Here is a 16567-nt window from a genome sequence, read left to right as displayed (position 1 = left end):
CGAGTGAGGCATTTGTGGCGCGGAAAACGTTTAATGGGAGAATGACCGTGAATAAGTTACATCTGCTCTGGATATTTTTATTGACCGCATGTAGTGCAGTAACCCCCGAACCTAACGAGTCCAAGTCGATTACCATTGCGAGTTTTAATGTCAGCATGGAAGCGCGCAATTATACCGATCCTGATAATCAATCTGAACTTGCTCCGGGTCCGCAGGTATTGATGGAGCATCTAGCGACCGGACAGCATCCTCAAATTAAAAATATTGCGGAAATTATTCAACGTACGAAGCCAGACATCGTGTTATTGAACGAATTCGATTTTATCGACAATCCAAAACACGGCGTGCAAGCGTTTGTTAAAAATTACTTGGCTCATTCTCATAATGGCAGTGTACCGATCCATTACCCCCATGTTTTTTACGCGCAGTCAAATACCGGGTTACCGACACCTTTTGATTTGGACAACAATGGTGAATATGAAAAATTCGGCGCCGACGCTCAAGGCTTTGGCATGTATTCTGGTCACTATGGAATGGTGTTGTTATCCAAATATCCAATCGTTAACGAAGACATTCGAACCTTTCAGCGCTTCCTTTGGGCGGATATGCCCAATGCACTTGTTCCTATAGATCCGGTGAGCGGCAAGCCTTTCTATAATGAGTGGGAATGGGGAAATTTAAGGTTATCCTCGAAGTCTCACTGGGACATTCCTGTGCGAATTAACGATGAAGTCATTCGAGTATTAGCCAGTCACCCAACACCACCTGTTTTTGATGGGCCTGAAGATCGAAACGGCAAACGTAATCATGACGAAATTCGCTTTTGGCTTGATTATATTACACCGGGGCAGGATGATTACATTTACGATGATCGGGGGAACTATGGTGGCTTAACTAACGGGGCAAAGTTCGTTATTTTGGGTGATCAAAATGCCTCGGCCGACAGAGTCAATGACACCAAATCAGTGATTGCACAGTTGTTAGCATCTAATCAAGTAAATGATGTTTTCACACCGCAAAGCGAAGCCGGTAGACTAAACCGACCTGAAAATCCTTATGCTAAGTATCATACTGCCAGTTGGGGAGCCCGTGCGGATTATGTGATCCCATCAAAGCACTTTGAGGTGCTCGACGGAGGCGTATTCTGGCCGAGTCATGATGACGCCCTACATCGACTAGTCGCCGATCGCGCTAGTTCATCAGATCATCGTTTAGTCTGGTTGCAACTGTCGATGTAAAGGAAAACGCCTATGCGCTTGTTGATAATCATAGTGGCTTGTTGAAATTTCCTCTGCTAATCCAACGCCATCAAGCTCAGTCATTCTGGTTAGCGAAGTCTTTAGCCTATCATGATCAATTCGCTTATCTATAAGATGATAAATACAACGATGATTTATTTTACATCCTTTTCGTTTAGCAACTCAGCTAACCACGTAACGCCGCTGATACCTGTGGCGGGAAATGCGCTTTGATGATCGCCTTTTATTACCTTGTGAGTAATGGCCAGTTTTTTGTCGTTTCTTTTATTCAACAGTGCTACAAAGGTTGCGATAGGTTCGCTGCTAGTGGTCTCTAAATCACCGTGTGAAATATAAACATTGGCATCGATGTTTTTGCTGGTGAACTCAATGGCAGAATCCTCCTTAGTTAGCAATTGAACCGAAGGGCTGCCGAGAATGTAGTGTTTGAAGGTTTCGGGTTGAGTGAGTAAGGTGTAAGCGCCAAATAATCCACCTAAGGAATAGCCAAAATAAGATCGATTATCGGGACTAGTTTGATAGTTGCTTTCGATAGTTTTAAACACATCATTGCGAATGAAAGCCAAATGACTATCAGCCTGGCCAAATTTCAGCAAAGGGTGGTTAGGGTTGGTTTTGGTCCAAAAAGAATAGTCAGTAAAACGACTAGCATGATCACCATATTTTTGTTGCAGCGCACTACTAATATCTGTTTGCCAGGAAACGCCAACCAAAATAACGTCTTCGAGTATAAACGCCGTTGCTGCGGACAGTAATTCAATATGCCATACAGCATCGGTGAAATACACCACTGGGTATTTTTTGTCTTTATTGTCAGCGTACCCTTCTGGCAATTTAACATAGAGTTCATACTGTTTGTTTGACTGAGAATCTTGAATCGGAATGACTTGAGTTCTGGGAATTTCGAATGGCTTATATTCGCTTGCCTGAACCTGAGTGAAATGTAGCAGAGTTATCAAGATAAAAAGTACATATTTGCTCATGTTGTTTGCCGTCCGTCAAAGTGCTTGGTGAGCCAGATTGAAGCAAATGAAACTCAAACACATGAAGGGATTGTGAAATTTCGCTGATTTTTTGCTGACGTTTTGTTTTACTGGGTAGTCATGAGCTGAGCTTGTGTTAGGATTCTGACCTGTTTAGTTTCTTGTTTTTCAGGTATCCGCTTTTATGGCAAAACAATACTGGTTGGGTGAATTCTTTGTCGACTTATCCAGAAACCAGATCAGCCAACATACTCAGTCACAGACACTACCTCCCAAAGCGTTGTCAGTGCTCACTCATCTTGCTGAGAATCGTGGAAGGGTCGTCAGTTATGACGAGTTGCTCGACAAAGTGTGGCCTAATACTGTTGTCACGCCTAATACGCTGCAACGCAGCATTGCACAATTGCGTAAGGCGCTCGGAGAAAACAGTAAAACACAAGGCATCATCAAGACCCACGCGAAACAAGGCTATAGTATCGAATGCGACGTTAACTGGTCTGACAGTGCGCGCGCAGTTGCAGCTGAAAATGATAACGTTGCGCAAACTGAAGAAATGTCTGCTGACATTGGCGATATCCCACCTCAACAGGATGTAAGCTATTCTGTTAGCCAACAGACTGTAAAAACAACGTTAGATAACAAAAAGACACATAGCGCCTACGTTTGGCCAATGATTATTGTAGCGTTGTTGATAGCATCGTTTGCACTATTTAGGTCCCAGAATACGGCGTCAGACTTGAAGCTTAGGGAGCTTAACTATCTAACAGCCACTGACAACAAAGAATACGGTGCAGCGTATTCACCCAACGGCGAATACGTGCTTTTCCATCGCTACTTTGACAAAGTATGTATGAATAATATCTGGGCGAAAAATGCCAGCACATTGGAGGAGTACCAGCTAACCAATGAACGCGGAACTTACGCTGACCAGAACCTATCGCCAGATGGCAAAAGGCTGACCTATATTAAAGAAGAGGACTGCACCAAACCAATCACTCAAAATACCTGCTACAAGCTAATGAGCTTGGATTTCGAACAAGCATTACTTGAACCTCAAACGGCAGAAGTGCTTTTGCACTGCCAAAATTCAGCGATAAGAAAACCCATTTGGCTGGATAATCAGCATATTGCAATGATGCAAAGGGAAGACCAATACTGGCGCCTTATCCGTTACTCAACTGAGAATAAAAGCAGCTCAAACCTCTATCAAATTGAAGGAGGGCATGTATTCAACTATGCATGGTCGGCGCAGCGGCAATTGTTCGCAGTTAACACGGTTAAAAATGACGGCGAGCATCACATCGACATTCTGTATGCAGATGGCAGTGTAAAATCAAGCCATCCGATCAAATTTCCAGATAATTCGCCGCGCCTATTGAAGTTGCACTTTCAGTTTGTTCCCAACACTGAACACCTTGTATTGAACTATGCTGGGCAGCTATTTAGCTTGTCTGAAAACGGCGAAGTTGGTTCGGTGGATTTTCCGTTTGATACAAATATTGGCGGCGCAAGCTTTCACCCCGATGGCAGTCGAGTGTTACTCATCAAGGGGCGTTACGACAATGATGTTGCTCGCCTAGTGCTACCCAAGCTTTTAGAAAATGAAGCAAATCATCTTGAATCCTTGACTGGAAAAACCTTGGAAGTTTCTGTTTTCGAACGGTCGATAGACAGTGAATATATCGCCAAATTTCAGCCTAATGAAAATTCAATTGCCATGGCCTCTGGGCGCACAGGAAGTGAACAGATTTGGATGTTTGGAGACCACCCAGCCAAAATAATGAGCAATTTCCCTAGAGGCTTTTACATTAGGAATATGCTTTGGGATCCTCAAGGTACAGAGCTATTGGTATTAGCTGATATGGGTTTACATCTGTTGCATCCTAACGGGGATAAAACCAGAATCGATTTCTCTCACATGGTTACTGATGTATTTCATTGGGATGCCGAGAGTCAAAGTGTTACGGCAAATATTCGGGTCAATGGTCTTCGAAAACTGGTTAACATCGATTTAAACACCCGCGATTATCAGCGTATTAATGATAAGGGCGTGCAATGGGCAGCACAAAGTCAAAGCGGGGCCTTGATATTTGTCGACCAAATGCATCGATTCTGGCAGCGAGGAGGTATTGAGGATACATTGATTGAGCCGCTGTTAGAACAAGGTTCATCAAAACGATTTGTGATTGAAAATGATGTGATTTACGGCATCAATCGTGACAACCAGCTCTGGTCTTTTGATCTCAAAACTGACTCGCTGACTGTACTCGGTTTTGTTTCGCCCGACATTGATTACATCACCGATATCCGTGACGGCGAGTTGTTGGTGACACTGGTCGCGTCAGAGAAAAAAGAAGTGATTGAGTTGTCGGTCGCTAACTAACCCCTATTCGGGATAAGTAAGACTGAACGCAATCCTGATATCGAAATTCAAAGCAAAAATTACAGCTAGTGATACTTCTATATCATTGTGTTTCGTAAGCTAACGACTCATACATTTCGACTGCGTGATTCATATTGCGCAATAGTACTAGATTCAGATGTGACAGTGAGTCAAAAAAGACTTCTTGATCTTTTGGATTTTTGTTAGTTCCGCATGACTTAAGTAATGTTTTAAATGAGAGCCAGTCTTCGGACACTTTTGACAATTGTTGTTTGATTTCAAATGTAGGCTGGACTTGCAAATTTAGACTTTCATTTCCTCGCACTAACCCATGGTGAACTTTCTCAAACTCCTTTTGACTATTGCTAAGCTTTTGCAGGTTCGTTTGTCGTTCCATACCCGCTTCGACAAGTAAGCACTCTTTAGCCATTTTTTGCGACAACATTCGCTGTCTGCCGGCAAGGTTAATGGTAGTAGGTAGAGTTTCGGGCAAATTAGATAACTGCTCATCAGCAACGTTTTGAAAAACCACAACCATTTCATCTAATTCGATTAACAACTTTTCATTGGTCTCAGTGACCAACTCGACTAATTTGTCATCAATGCTGCGGGAAAGTACCGAATCTTCCAGTGCCGAAAAGTAGGCTTCCCAAAGCGTCAATATGTTTTGCATTTTCTTTAGTTGCGCTTGATCGGTAGTTTTTGGAAGTCCCAGCACCTCGCTACCGTGCATTAATCCTAACTGTGCTTGGTGGAATTGCGTCGCTGTGTCGGCAAGGCTGGTTAGCTGGTGGACCTTCGATGTTTGCAACTTGGAAAAAAGTACTTCTTTGCTGATCTTTTGTATCAACATGAGCTGCTTACCTGCAATATTAACCGCGGTGGCGTAAGCGCTTTTGTTTTCTTGAGTAAACGCTCGAGCTGAGATAAAAACACAGGCGACAGCCACGCAGAATAAAGCTACTTGTTTGACAATAAACAACGTTTTTCGCAAAAGATTAGGCCTTATTGATTGGTCTTAAGACATACAAAACATTCTAATCACACTGAGTACGCCAACTCAATGGGTTAAGTTCATTTTTGCTTCAATGCTTATTTACTTCATAATGAGCTAAAGTAACCGCACTAAAAGAGTTTAATGCGGTTTGTCTAAACGAATTAGCGAATAGATAAAAAGTTATTTGTATCGGCTAATTTTTAGATATGGGACAGAATTGTTAAAACCTTATTCCCCTCCTAAATCAGCAGTCACGAAATTATCGGCATAAGATTTGTAGCCTTCGCCAAACATTTTAGCCATCTCGTCAGGGAAGGCGTGGAATTCGTCTTTTTCCAATGCCTCTAAAATACTTTGCGCGACCACACTTGCTGGCGCAACTTGATCAAATCCTGCTTGCGCACCCATATCCGTATCAATCGGGCCGGGGTGAACACTAACAACCTTGACTCCTTTGGGCGCTAAGGTTTCTCTTAAAGCTTGAGTCAAAGAATATGAAGCAGCCTTTGATACCGAATAGGTCGCAAACGCTGAAAAATTGCGAATCGATACGACTGAGTTAAGTTGGACTAAAGCACCCTTATTTTGCTCTAACGCTGGGGCAAATGCGTTGGCTACATTAAGCAGTCCAAATAAGTTTATATCAAGTTCGTTCTTTAGGGCGGCTTCTGTGTCGGCTCCAATAGCTGGAGCGCTTGCCAAGATACCCGCATTATTAATGACGACATCCACATCGGTTGCTTGTTCTGCTAACGCTTGTATAGAGCGCTTGTCCGCGACGTCAGCTCTCAGGGTTTTTACTCTATCACCGTAAGATTTTTCAAGTTCACCGGTTGAAGCGGTATTACGAACGGCTAAATAAACTTTCTTAGCGCCATTTGCTAATAGGTGTTCAACGATGCTTTTGCCAATTCCGCGATTTGCGCCAGTAACCAATGCGATTTTGTTTCCAATTGTGTAGCTCATTTTTATATCCTCTTAAATTTAAAAAATATTGTACCGTTCGGTATGGTTGATAAATTTATACCGTTCGGTACAATAACGCAAATAAAAATCAAAATTTAAATATATCTAACGGAGATATCTTATGGCAGGTGGGAGAAAGTTATCATTTAACAAAGAGTTAGCGCTCGAAGCGGCCATGCAAGTATTTTGGCAAAAAGGGTATGTCGGAGCGTCATTGTCTGATCTTACTCAGGCGATGGGGATCAATAAGCCGAGTATGTACAGTACTTTTGGCAACAAAGAGGCCTTGTTCACCCAAGCAACAAACTTATATGTGGAACAGCAAGCGGCTCCTCATCTGCAATGGTTATACAAAGTCAATATGACGATTGAAAAGAGAATCAAGGAATTTTTAATGTCGACTGTTGTTGGTCAATGCGAGAATACTTCGCCTAAAGGTTGTTATATCAGTGCGTGCATTAATGAATCAAGCAATGACACTATACCGAGGGAGTCTCGCCAACTGATCGTTGATCTTAATCAGCATATGCAGACTGAGCTTGAGAGGTTGTTGCGTGAAGATGAAGAATCTAAATCACAAGGTTACGACAAGCGTGCCAATGAAATTGCCCTGAGTCTAAATTCGTTATTATGCGGCACGGCTACCATGGCAAAAGCAGGTCGCAATGAAAAGGAGTTGGAATCCGTCGTCAACACCATGTTGTTGGGCTTGGGGTTGGTCGAAAGCCGGCAGCACCCGTTCCGTGAAAACAAAACGCCGTCACAACCAAGCGACGGGGCGGGCTTTACTTAGCAGCAAACTATTTACGCTACTTAACCAAAATGAAGATTAGAATTTGTAACGAATGCCTTATCGAACCTTGCGGCGGCTTATTTTAACGGGGGCAGCAGCAAGAAGCAGAGAGCCTTTTTGTGCGCTTAAATTTCTTGCTGATACATCCTATGTTCCACCAACACTATTAGCCAATGTTGCCTTCACACAGGGAAACGCGGATGACGGCTTCGAATATCTTCAGCAGGCTTTAAAAGATCGCTATACAGACATCATCTTCATTACGTTAATCGAATGTTAGATGGATTGCGAAGCGATCCTCGTTATATCTTGCTGGTCGACAGGTTAGGAGTTCTTTCCAACTCGCAAAGTCTTCCAAGGCTATTGAGCATTACCCATCCAAACCGCCAATCTTAGTGCTCAATAAAATCACGAGAATCTGTAAAGAGCCTGCATTCTGCCTGCAATTCTGACGGCTATAGCAATGCATGTATATCAATAATGTGTATAAAAATCATAGGGGTAACGTTTTTACACTTGCCTAAAACACCCAATTTTTAATCTAATTTTAATGTTTGTGTAAAGTCTTTTTCAGGTTCTTTCACTACCATTGCGGCTGTCAAAAACAACCAATATTAAGGTACGTTATGAAAAAAAGCAGCGTCACTCTACTGGCCCTATCTACAATCTTTGCATCACAACATGTGCTGGCGTTTGAAAAAGGCGATTTTATCATTCGCGCAGGACTTGCCACGGTTGCTCCTGATGAGTCATCGTCAAATATTGTTGTAGGTGGGAATGATCTGGGGGTTAATTTGACCGTTGACAATAACACCCAACTAGGACTTAATTTTGCGTACTTTTTCGCGGACAACATGAATGTTGAGGTTTTGGCAGCAACGCCATTTAAGCATGACGTGAATTTTGGTGTTAACGACCCGTTAGGTACCGGCGATCAGTTAGGTGAAGTAACTCACCTTCCGCCCACAGTGTCGATAAATTACTATTTCACTGATAGCTCCAGCCAATTCCGTCCTTACGCTGGTCTTGGACTCAACTACACTATTTTCTTCGATGAAGAATTCACGTCTGCTAATGGAGGGGCAGGCTTAGCTGATTTGTCTTTGGATAATTCATTTGGTCTAGCCGCCCAATTGGGTGTAGATTACATGTTAAACGATAAATGGTTTATTAATGGCTCAGTTCGTTGGATTGACATTGATACCGAAGCTTCCTTCAACTTGAATGGCACCGCAGGATCAGTCGACAGTATCGAAATTGATCCTTGGGTTTACACGGTTTCAGTGGGGTACCGTTTCTAAAAGTAAAGCGATATTTACAACAGTAGATAGGTGTAATGTGAAACTCATCAGATGAGTGAAAAAACTCCGTTATTAAGTGAGCCAAAAACGATAAAGTAAAGTATTTACGATTAGCAATAATTTTATCGTATATATTTATAGAGGAATAAACATGAGTAAAATCAGTGTAATTGGTAAAAAAAGCGTCATAGCTCTAGCGTTAACCAGCGTTTGTGTATTCTCAGCTTCAGCGAAAGATGTAGCTGACAGTGTCGTAGAAAAACAGCGCGCCTCGCTTGAGAAGAATACAGACGGAAAGGGCTTTGGCCCTCAATCCCCTCGTGATATCGATCAAGATTATGGCACCAACCAGCGTGTATTTGGTTATGCGCCAAATCGCAGTCAAATGAATTTATGTAATATTCATTTCCACAAAAATGCTGAGCACAAGGGTGGTGAATTTACCACCTATGCAGGCAATGGCGACGGTAAAGGTAAAAACACTGGTTACGTCTACAACGGCCAACTGTCTCAAGCACAACTTAAACAAGTTAGAGGTGGTGTCTGTGCAGCTAAAGGTGATCCTCTACAGGCAGGCGATACCATAGAAGTGCATTGGGTTTTCTCTGCGGCACAAGTGCAGCCCGGTCCAACTTTAGGTGCATGTTTGGCTGACTCAACCATGAATCCGGGCCTTCGCGTTGAAGGGCAGGTTTTTGTATTGGCTAACGATGAAAACGCGCTAGATTTTAACGAACTTGCTGCCATTAACAATGTCAATGGTTATGCTCAGGCGCCGAACATCCCAAGTAATACAGGCTCTCCCGTTGAGTATCTTGGCTCAACCACTGGTCCCTCATACAACGAGCAGGGCTCGCCGCTTCAAGTTAGCTGGAGTGTTAGACCACAGGTTGCGACGCTGGACATCAATTCAGTTGGTGATTGGTGTAAAGACAACGTATTTAACGAAGATCATGCACACGGTGTGCGCAATTTAGTAACTAACCCAAAACTATTGTCTGCTATCAACTAGCCCTCGTTTGAGCTCAGGCGATAACCATTTCCCCTAAGCGTTTGGATGGTGATCTTAGGGTCACCATCTAGCTTTCTTCTCAGTTTACTTATATAGACATCCACAATATTGGTTTGCGGATCGTGATACGTTTGCCAGACGCGACTTAAAATACGCTCTCTAGACAATACTTTCTTTTGATTTTCCGCCAGATACAGCAACAATTCGAATTCAATCTTGGTTAGCGATATTTCCTCGCCCTTTAACAATGCTACACGTTCATCAAGTGCAATTTTTAGTTCGCCAACCTCGATAGTGTTTTGATTAGGTTGAATGGCTTTATCAACCCTTCTTCGCAAGGCAGTAATGCGTGCTAGCAACTCATCAAAATCGAAGGGTTTACACAAATAATCGTCAGCACCGTGTTGCAGTCCTTTGACCCTTTCGCTGACTTCGTCCAAAGCGGTGAGCATCAAAATCATAGGAGGAGACGGTAATCCTTTAATTGCTTCGATGATGCTGATGCTGTCTTCACTGCCAAACAACCTATCTAACACCATCAGAGGAGGCTTATTTTTTCTGACAAAAGGTAGCACTTCATGCAGCGTGCTAATCGTATGACATTCGTATCCTTCGGCACGCAGACCACGCTCCAAAAAGCTCAATAGCGGTTTTTCATCATCAGCTAATAATATTTTCATGAGCGCGTCTCTGCGGGAATTGTAATTGAGAATGCGGAGCCTTCTCCTTGGTTTGATTCAACAGTAATTGTACCTTTATGGGCTTCAATTATCGCTCTGGCAATGGGCAAGCCTAGGCCCAACCCTTCATTATGTTTGCTAAAGCGCACAAATCGCTCAAATATGTTTTCAATTTCTGCTGCGGAAATACCAGCGCCTGAATCCTTAATAGTCACGCAAGCAAATGATCCTTTAGCAGCAACGTACACTTCAATTGGTTGGTCAACGGCAGAATACTTGGTTGCATTGTCCAGTAAAATTGATAGGACTTGCTGAATTCGAGGCGTGTCCGCAAGCACATTCATGGTGTGCAGTTGAGTGTCAGTTTGCAATGTAATTTGGCGAGATTCATGTAAACGTTGCCATTTGGCTATTTCTGCGCTCACTAGAGGTAGAATATCAATAGCACTAATTTCTAAGTGAAGTTGATTCATTTCCGCACGAGTAAGCAACAACAAATCATCTACTAGTCGACTTAAACCTACGGATTGTTCCAAAATCGCTGCCAGTGTTGCTTTGTAATCCTCTTCAGAGGCGGAGTGCATCCTCAAAGTCACTTGTGCTTCACCTCGAATGATAGTTAGCGGAGTGCGTAACTCGTGAGAAACATCTGCAATAAACTGCCTGCGCCGTGAGTCAATTTTTGTTAACTGTAAGTTTGCATTAGTGAGTTCATGTGTGCGCTGTTCAACTTCAAATTCAAGCTGTTTTCTTGATTTGATTTCATAGGCTTGGTGTTCCTGCAACTGCTTTGCAAGCTGGTTAATCGCCGCAGCTAATGCTTCAAATTCATCATCGAGTTTTTCAGAAATCGGACGGTCATAATGCCCGGCTGCAATGGCGTTCGTTGCGCCTTTGATTAAGATTAAAGGTTGATAGAGCTGGTTGAAAAGCCAGTAACACCCGTAGATGATGAGTGGAACTGATAACGCCCCCAATCCAATCGTAAACCAAACCATGGCTGTATTGAGTGTATCTATTCTTGCGTTGATTGCTGCTACAACACGACTCTGTCTGGAAACTGCTGCGTTGATGGCTTCTCTAAATTCATTGTCGATGGTGTCTTCAAGCAATCTACGTAATCTTTCTTGCTGATTCAATGGTGTTGCATCGTTACTACCCACGACACCTTGGAATTCTGCAATAATTTGGTTAATCAAGGATTCAAGCTCACTGGTATCTTCGACGCTACCTTGGGTAACGGCTGCGCCCAATGCTTCTCTTTGCTGCAGCTCAAGTTGGCGGATATTGGCTATAGACTGAGTTATCATGGTCTGCTTTTTACGCACTTCAGATTGATTCGCATTTTGGCCGAAGATAACTTCGTCGGTGAGTTGCTTGAATAGTCGATAAGAAATACTGGATAACTGCTGATGCTCCACCAACAGTGTTTGGGCAACAGTGCTTTGTTTCAGATTTTCTCGAGTGAGTTGCGCTGAGATTGCTGTGCAGATCAGCGCGACTAACAAAATGAAGGCGGAGGTCAGGCCAAAATAGAACAGTTTCCGTTTGTACATTTACTTAATTTAACTCAGTGACGATAGTAGAGTAACTACGCTGATTTCACAGTAAAGGACCAACAATATTTGTGCTCTTTTTATTGGCTGAAACGCTTTATGCAAGCCGACTAACCAGATCCGATTAAGCCAGATGGCTATTGCCATGAACGCCTATATTGTTTTCTATTTCAAAGAGATTAATGCTAGAGGTAACAGCAGCAAACGCATTGCCAAAGAGCCCAAAAAGATTTGCTGTGCAGCTAGAGCTTTCATCTGAAGATGCATCAACGTTCCACTGCAAAGGAAAATATTCTCCTATTGGACGTAAACAGACCTTTGGAAGCATTGATTTAATCGGTGTTAATGCACTTGGTATCGGAATTAGCGAATTAAATCCCTATCCCGCTTTGGCAGATAACGAATTGTGTTGATATGACATCCCATAACCGATGGCGAATTTAGGTTCGTAAGGTTCATCGCCGATATTCACAGTCGGGAATGATGTTTCTGGCCAGCTAAAGGCGAGTTTGCCGGAAAAATCGACATCACCAAATAGTACATCAGCCACTCCTAAACCTTCAGAACCGGGTAGCCAAGCCGCAACAAAAGCATCACAAGCATTCAATACATTATTGATAATTAGCGGACGGCCAGAAATCATGATGGTAACCACGGGAATTGACTTTTGGTTGAGATGCTCAATGATCTCGAGATCTTGGGGATGCAATGCACATAGCTCAAGTGTGTGCCCTGAGGCCTCTTGTAACTTAATTTGGCCATTAATACTTTTTCCAGATTGCATAATAAAATGGTCATCGCCACGAATGTCACCGTGACCTTCTGCATAGGGTGTTTCACCAATCACCACCACAGCAATGTCGAATTGATCTTTTTCTACGTGTTGAATGTCCTCTGGTGCCACCAATTTCGATTCGGACGCCTTCTGTTGAATTCCCTCCCAGATAGATGAACCGCCAATGATCTCATCGTTGCCATCAAAACCTTGCCAGTTTACGGTGAATCCACCACATTGATGACCAATATTATGCGCATTTTTGCCGCAAACAAGCACTTTCTGGTTATGCCGTAAAGGCAACCTATTCCTATCATTTTTCAGCAGTACCAGCGATTTTTGCACGGCTTCTCGGGCGATATGGCGATGAGGTTGCTGGCCAAAATCTGCCGACAAACTGGTTGGCCGTTGCGAGGGACGAGGTTTATCAAAGAGGCCCGATGCTAATTTAACAGTGATTATTCGTCTGACCGCATCATCGATTCTTTCCAGCGAAACGGTACCCAGTTCAATATGGCTTGTCAGGTTTTCTATAAACTCTCGCCAGTTGTCAGGTACCATGAACATATCAATACCTGCATTTACGCCCTGCGCTACGGCCAAATAAAAATCATCTGCAAGGTAGTCGATGCCTTGCATATCTGAAATGACTATGCCTTCAAATCCCATGTCTTGCTTGAGTACCTCTTTGATGAGATGGTGATGTGCATGACATTTGTCGCCATTCCACGAGCTGAAAGACACCATAATTGAGTGCACGCCAGCTTCGATGGCTTGTACATAGGGGGCAATATGAATTCTTTTTAAATCATGCCAATTCAGTATGGTGTCACCCTGATCAATGCCATTGATCGTTCCACCATCTCCAATCCAATGTTTTGCACAAGCGATGACTCCTTGGTTTGAAGAGTTGTCTTGCAAACCTTTGACCATGGCTGTAGCAAAACCACCGACTAGTTCCGGACTCTCAGAATAACTTTCATAGGTTCGTCCCCAATGGTAATCCCTAGCTACTGCAAGATTAGGAGAAAATACCCAATCAACGCCAGTGGTAAGCACCTCTGAAGCGGTAACCCGAGCAACTTTTTCAACCAAAGCTAAATCATACATAGCACCCAAGCCAATATTGTGAGGGAAAATCACAGCGCTTTTTAAATTGCTATTTCCATGTACTGCATCGACACCATACAAAATGGGAATGGGAATGTGGTGATCATCATCCGCCATTGACGCCAACCAATATTGATCGTTCATAGTGACCCAGTCTTGCGGCGTATTGTCGCCAGGACGGGAGCCAGCCGCGCTAAGCACCGAACCCAAATGAAAACGGTAAACATCATCTGGCGAGCAAGTCGTTCGCTCAGCCTGAGTCATCTGGCCAATTTTCTGTGCTAGATTCATCGAGTTGAGGATTTCTTCAACTCGTTGTTTGTCAACGTTTTCATACGTAGAGCGCTTTTTAATCACTAATTAACTCAAACTCTGTGCGCAAATTCGCTGCAGAACTTCCTCCAACCCAAAGGTGAAATCGGCCTAATTCTGTTTTTCGACGGTTATCTCGCGCATAAAATGCAAGTTCGTCGGCATTTAGCTCAAATTCCACTTGTGTACTCGTTTTAGGTTCAACCCTTAAGCGTTGAAACTGTTTCAATTCTTTAACTGGTCGTGTAACGCTGCCCACCAAGTCCCTCACATACAGTTGCACTACTTCTTCGGCAGCACATTCACCTACATTGCTTAGTGTGGCGGTTATCGTTAAGGTTCCGCTTTGGTTAAGCTTATGTGAATTTAATTGTAATCCGCTGTATTCAAATTGTGTATAAGAAAGTCCATAACCAAATTCAAAAAGTGGGGTGAAATGCGTGTCTAAGTGGGTGGCAGCCATCCCCAACGATGTCTGTTCAGCTCGCTGGGGAATATTGTTCATGTGTACGAAGTTGTCATTGGTAGCGGGTTTCCCACCATGCTTTTGATTATAATAAATAGGGATTTGACCAACGACTCGAGGAAAGGTTACTGGCAATTTTCCCGAGGGCGATACCTCACCAAATATGATATCTGTCAATGCTGGGCCAGCCATCGTGCCTGGATGCCATGCAAATAAAATACTATCAACTTTCTCTAATATAGGTTCAATCGTCAGTGGTCTTCCGGCCATGATAACCAGCACGATAGGTTTGCCGACTGAAGATAAACGATCTATCAGCTCATGTTGTGCACCAGGCAACGAAATGTCCGAGCGGCAGTGTGCTTCACCAGATAAAATCGATTCCTCACCAAGACATAAAATAATGGCGTCACTTTGATGTGCCGCTTGGAGTGCATGGTCAAACAAATTAGTATCAGTCGAACGACTATTTTTTAGTCCCTGACTGGCGAGGATTTCGACATCTTCTGGCAAATAGGATTTCAAGCTGTCTAATAGGGTTACACTGTGATGCGCTTCACCATCAAAAACCCATGTGCCTAGTTGTTCGTACCCATCATCTGCCAAAGGTCCAATTACAGCTAAGCGTTTGATTGACTCTTTACAAAGTGGCAAACATTGCGCTTTATTTTGTAAAAGTACGCAGCTCTTTATGGCCAGTTCTTTGGCTGTAGCCAAATGCTCAGGTAAGTAAAAATCAACGGGATTGAAGCGGTTAGATTGCTCTTCGAACAATCCCAAACTGAATTTAGTTTCCAAAATACGCAGGACACAGGTATCTATTTGCGCTTCGCTTATCTTGTTTTCATCGATTAGAGACTGGAGATGTTCAGAGTAGGATTTTGAAACCATCTCCATGTCCACACCAGCGTCAAAGGCTAGTTCAGCCGATCCTTTGTCATTCTCAGTCACTCCGTGAACTTGTAATTGTGAAACGGACTCCCAATCGCTGACCACAAATCCGTTGAATCGCCATTCATCTCGTAAAATATCCTTTAGTAGCCACTTATTGCCACTTGCTGGAATGCCGTCCAAGTCACTAAACGATGACATAAAAGTGCATACTCCCGCTTTGGCGGCAGCATGGAAGGGCGGCAAATAGATATTTCGGAGCTCGTTTTCTGGAATATTTGTTGTGCAGTAGTCGCGACCACTTTCTGATGCACCATATCCAACGAAGTGTTTAGCACATGCAGCAATGCTAGTCGGTTCGCAAAGGTTTTCACCTTGAAACCCCTTGACCATTGCGGCACCCATCACAGAACAAAGCATTGGGTCTTCACCCATGCTTTCAGCAATGCGACCCCAACGTGGATCTCGGCTGATATCGATCATTGGAGCAAATGTCCAATTGATGCCCACATTAGATGCTTCAAATGCAGCGATTGATGCAGCTTCTTTTACCAATTCTGGTGACCAACTGGCAGCTTGACCTATGGGAATAGGGAAAATCGTTTTAAAACCATGGATCACATCTCTACCAAACAATAACGGTATACCCAGGCGTGTTTGGTGAACGGCTATATGTTGAAGTTCTTTAAGAGTATTAGGTTCAACTTCGTTGATCACAGAACCTACTTTGCCAGCCCGAATATTTTCAGCTAGATCATGACTGATCTGCCCGTATTCGCCGGAAACCTGGCACATTTGACCAATTTTTTCTTCCATTGTCATTTGTGCTAACAATGACAACGATTTTTCAGAATATGTGAGCTTAGCTGAGTATTCACTCAACGCCACGACTTGATTTTGCATAGGGTATCCCAACGCTCTTATAGTTTTATTGTTGGAGTGTAAATTTGTTCTCAGCGAACTTACCTTTGATAACCTTAATTCACCTTTCTCCCATATCAATTGAAATAAGACACGAAGGACTTATCGACAGTTGAAATGGACCTGCGCGTTCTTAACTTAGACTAAGGTCTAAGGTACCGA

The 16567-nt window shown here is 43.2% G+C and carries 14 protein-coding genes; 7 read left to right on the top strand and 7 right to left on the bottom strand.

Going from position 1 to position 16567, the window contains the following annotated elements:
- Nucleotides 1–41 precede the first annotated feature (41 nt).
- Nucleotides 42–1238 (top strand): endonuclease/exonuclease/phosphatase family protein, encoded by a 1197-nt coding sequence (locus FM019_RS07820; RefSeq protein WP_185969248.1) that lies wholly within the window; start codon nt 42–44, stop codon nt 1236–1238.
- A 155-nt stretch (nt 1239–1393) separates the two neighbouring features.
- Here the strand turns inward: FM019_RS07820 and FM019_RS07815 are convergent, their stop codons facing one another.
- Entirely contained in the window at nt 1394–2242 is an 849-nt protein-coding gene (locus tag FM019_RS07815) for an alpha/beta hydrolase (protein WP_143835369.1), read from the bottom strand.
- A gap of 184 nt (nt 2243–2426) precedes the next feature.
- On the opposite strand from FM019_RS07815, the gene FM019_RS07810 reads away from it, so the two are divergent.
- A complete protein-coding gene (locus FM019_RS07810; protein ID WP_143835368.1) occupies nt 2427–4625 on the top strand; it encodes a winged helix-turn-helix domain-containing protein in 2199 nt (732 codons plus the stop codon).
- Nucleotides 4626–4707: 82 nt separating this feature from the next.
- On the opposite strand, the gene FM019_RS07805 is transcribed toward FM019_RS07810, so the two are convergent.
- Both FM019_RS07805 and FM019_RS07800 read right to left on the bottom strand, forming a co-directional pair.
- Complete coding sequence (locus FM019_RS07805) at nt 4708–5619, bottom strand: type IV pili methyl-accepting chemotaxis transducer N-terminal domain-containing protein (RefSeq protein ID WP_143835367.1); 912 nt, start codon at nt 5617–5619, stop codon at nt 4708–4710.
- A 231-nt stretch (nt 5620–5850) separates the two neighbouring features.
- Nucleotides 5851–6588 (bottom strand): SDR family oxidoreductase, encoded by a 738-nt coding sequence (locus FM019_RS07800; RefSeq protein WP_143835366.1) that lies wholly within the window; start codon nt 6586–6588, stop codon nt 5851–5853.
- Nucleotides 6589–6709: 121 nt separating this feature from the next.
- On the opposite strand from FM019_RS07800, the gene FM019_RS07795 reads away from it, so the two are divergent.
- The 4 genes from FM019_RS07795 (at nt 6710) to FM019_RS07780 (ending at nt 9694) form a co-directional block, all read left to right on the top strand.
- Nucleotides 6710–7381, top strand: coding sequence for a TetR/AcrR family transcriptional regulator (locus FM019_RS07795; protein WP_143835365.1), 672 nt, complete (start codon nt 6710–6712; stop codon nt 7379–7381).
- A 52-nt stretch (nt 7382–7433) separates the two neighbouring features.
- The gene (locus FM019_RS07790) at nt 7434–7661 is read left to right on the top strand and encodes a hypothetical protein (protein WP_143835364.1); all 228 of its coding nucleotides are present in this window, start codon (nt 7434–7436) and stop codon (nt 7659–7661) included.
- Between the two features lie 346 nt (nt 7662–8007).
- Nucleotides 8008–8682 carry an OmpW family outer membrane protein gene (locus tag FM019_RS07785; protein ID WP_143835363.1) on the top strand — a complete coding sequence of 225 codons (675 nt, stop codon included), beginning with the start codon at nt 8008–8010 and terminating at the stop codon, nt 8680–8682.
- Nucleotides 8683–8833: 151 nt separating this feature from the next.
- Entirely contained in the window at nt 8834–9694 is an 861-nt protein-coding gene (locus FM019_RS07780) for a delta-class carbonic anhydrase (protein ID WP_143835362.1), read from the top strand.
- On the opposite strand, the gene FM019_RS07775 is transcribed toward FM019_RS07780, so the two are convergent.
- Together FM019_RS07775 and FM019_RS07770 are read right to left on the bottom strand one after the other, a co-directional pair.
- Nucleotides 9691–10374, bottom strand: a complete 684-nt coding sequence (locus FM019_RS07775) for a response regulator transcription factor (protein ID WP_143835361.1) — start codon at nt 10372–10374, stop codon at nt 9691–9693. The genes FM019_RS07780 and FM019_RS07775 overlap by 4 nt on opposite strands.
- The gene (locus FM019_RS07770; protein WP_143835360.1) at nt 10371–11930 is read right to left on the bottom strand and encodes a sensor histidine kinase; all 1560 of its coding nucleotides are present in this window, start codon (nt 11928–11930) and stop codon (nt 10371–10373) included. The genes FM019_RS07775 and FM019_RS07770 overlap by 4 nt, the downstream gene beginning before the upstream one ends.
- 182 nt (nt 11931–12112) lie before the next feature.
- Between FM019_RS07770 and FM019_RS07765 the strand changes: the two genes are divergently transcribed.
- On the top strand, nt 12113–12343 hold the full coding sequence (locus tag FM019_RS07765; RefSeq protein ID WP_143835359.1) for a hypothetical protein: 231 nt from the start codon (nt 12113–12115) through the stop codon (nt 12341–12343).
- Here the strand turns inward: FM019_RS07765 and FM019_RS07760 are convergent.
- Nucleotides 12310–14172 (bottom strand): glycoside hydrolase family 3 protein, encoded by a 1863-nt coding sequence (locus FM019_RS07760; protein ID WP_260681568.1) that lies wholly within the window; start codon nt 14170–14172, stop codon nt 12310–12312. The two genes, FM019_RS07765 and FM019_RS07760, sit on opposite strands and share 34 nt — an antisense overlap.
- The gene (locus tag FM019_RS07755; protein ID WP_260681567.1) at nt 14165–16387 is read right to left on the bottom strand and encodes a glycoside hydrolase family 3 N-terminal domain-containing protein; all 2223 of its coding nucleotides are present in this window, start codon (nt 16385–16387) and stop codon (nt 14165–14167) included. The genes FM019_RS07760 and FM019_RS07755 overlap by 8 nt, the downstream gene beginning before the upstream one ends.
- Between the last annotated feature and the right edge of the window lie 180 nt (nt 16388–16567).

This window comes from Aliiglaciecola sp. M165 (genome assembly GCF_007197995.1).
Taxonomy (GTDB): Bacteria; Pseudomonadota; Gammaproteobacteria; order Enterobacterales; family Alteromonadaceae; genus Aliiglaciecola.
The sequence above is the reverse complement of the archived record's forward strand: the minus strand, read 5'-3'. Positions and strand labels throughout refer to the sequence as shown.

Bases quoted from the DNA above. Each gene is read 5' to 3' on its own strand.
- FM019_RS07785 (WP_143835363.1), top strand. From the start codon at position 8,008: ATGAAAAAAAGCAGCGTCACTCTACTGGCCCTATCTACAATCTTTGCA.
- FM019_RS07755 (WP_260681567.1), bottom strand. From the start codon at position 16,387: ATGCAAAATCAAGTCGTGGCGTTGAGTGAATACTCAGCTAAGCTCACA.
- FM019_RS07815 (WP_143835369.1), bottom strand. From the start codon at position 2,242: ATGAGCAAATATGTACTTTTTATCTTGATAACTCTGCTACATTTCACT.
- FM019_RS07775 (WP_143835361.1), bottom strand. From the start codon at position 10,374: ATGAAAATATTATTAGCTGATGATGAAAAACCGCTATTGAGCTTTTTG.
- FM019_RS07780 (WP_143835362.1), top strand. From the start codon at position 8,834: ATGAGTAAAATCAGTGTAATTGGTAAAAAAAGCGTCATAGCTCTAGCG.
- FM019_RS07820 (WP_185969248.1), top strand. From the start codon at position 42: ATGACCGTGAATAAGTTACATCTGCTCTGGATATTTTTATTGACCGCA.
- FM019_RS07810 (WP_143835368.1), top strand. From the start codon at position 2,427: ATGGCAAAACAATACTGGTTGGGTGAATTCTTTGTCGACTTATCCAGA.
- FM019_RS07795 (WP_143835365.1), top strand. From the start codon at position 6,710: ATGGCAGGTGGGAGAAAGTTATCATTTAACAAAGAGTTAGCGCTCGAA.
- FM019_RS07770 (WP_143835360.1), bottom strand. From the start codon at position 11,930: ATGTACAAACGGAAACTGTTCTATTTTGGCCTGACCTCCGCCTTCATT.
- FM019_RS07790 (WP_143835364.1), top strand. From the start codon at position 7,434: ATGCCTTATCGAACCTTGCGGCGGCTTATTTTAACGGGGGCAGCAGCA.
- FM019_RS07800 (WP_143835366.1), bottom strand. From the start codon at position 6,588: ATGAGCTACACAATTGGAAACAAAATCGCATTGGTTACTGGCGCAAAT.
- FM019_RS07765 (WP_143835359.1), top strand. From the start codon at position 12,113: ATGCTAGAGGTAACAGCAGCAAACGCATTGCCAAAGAGCCCAAAAAGA.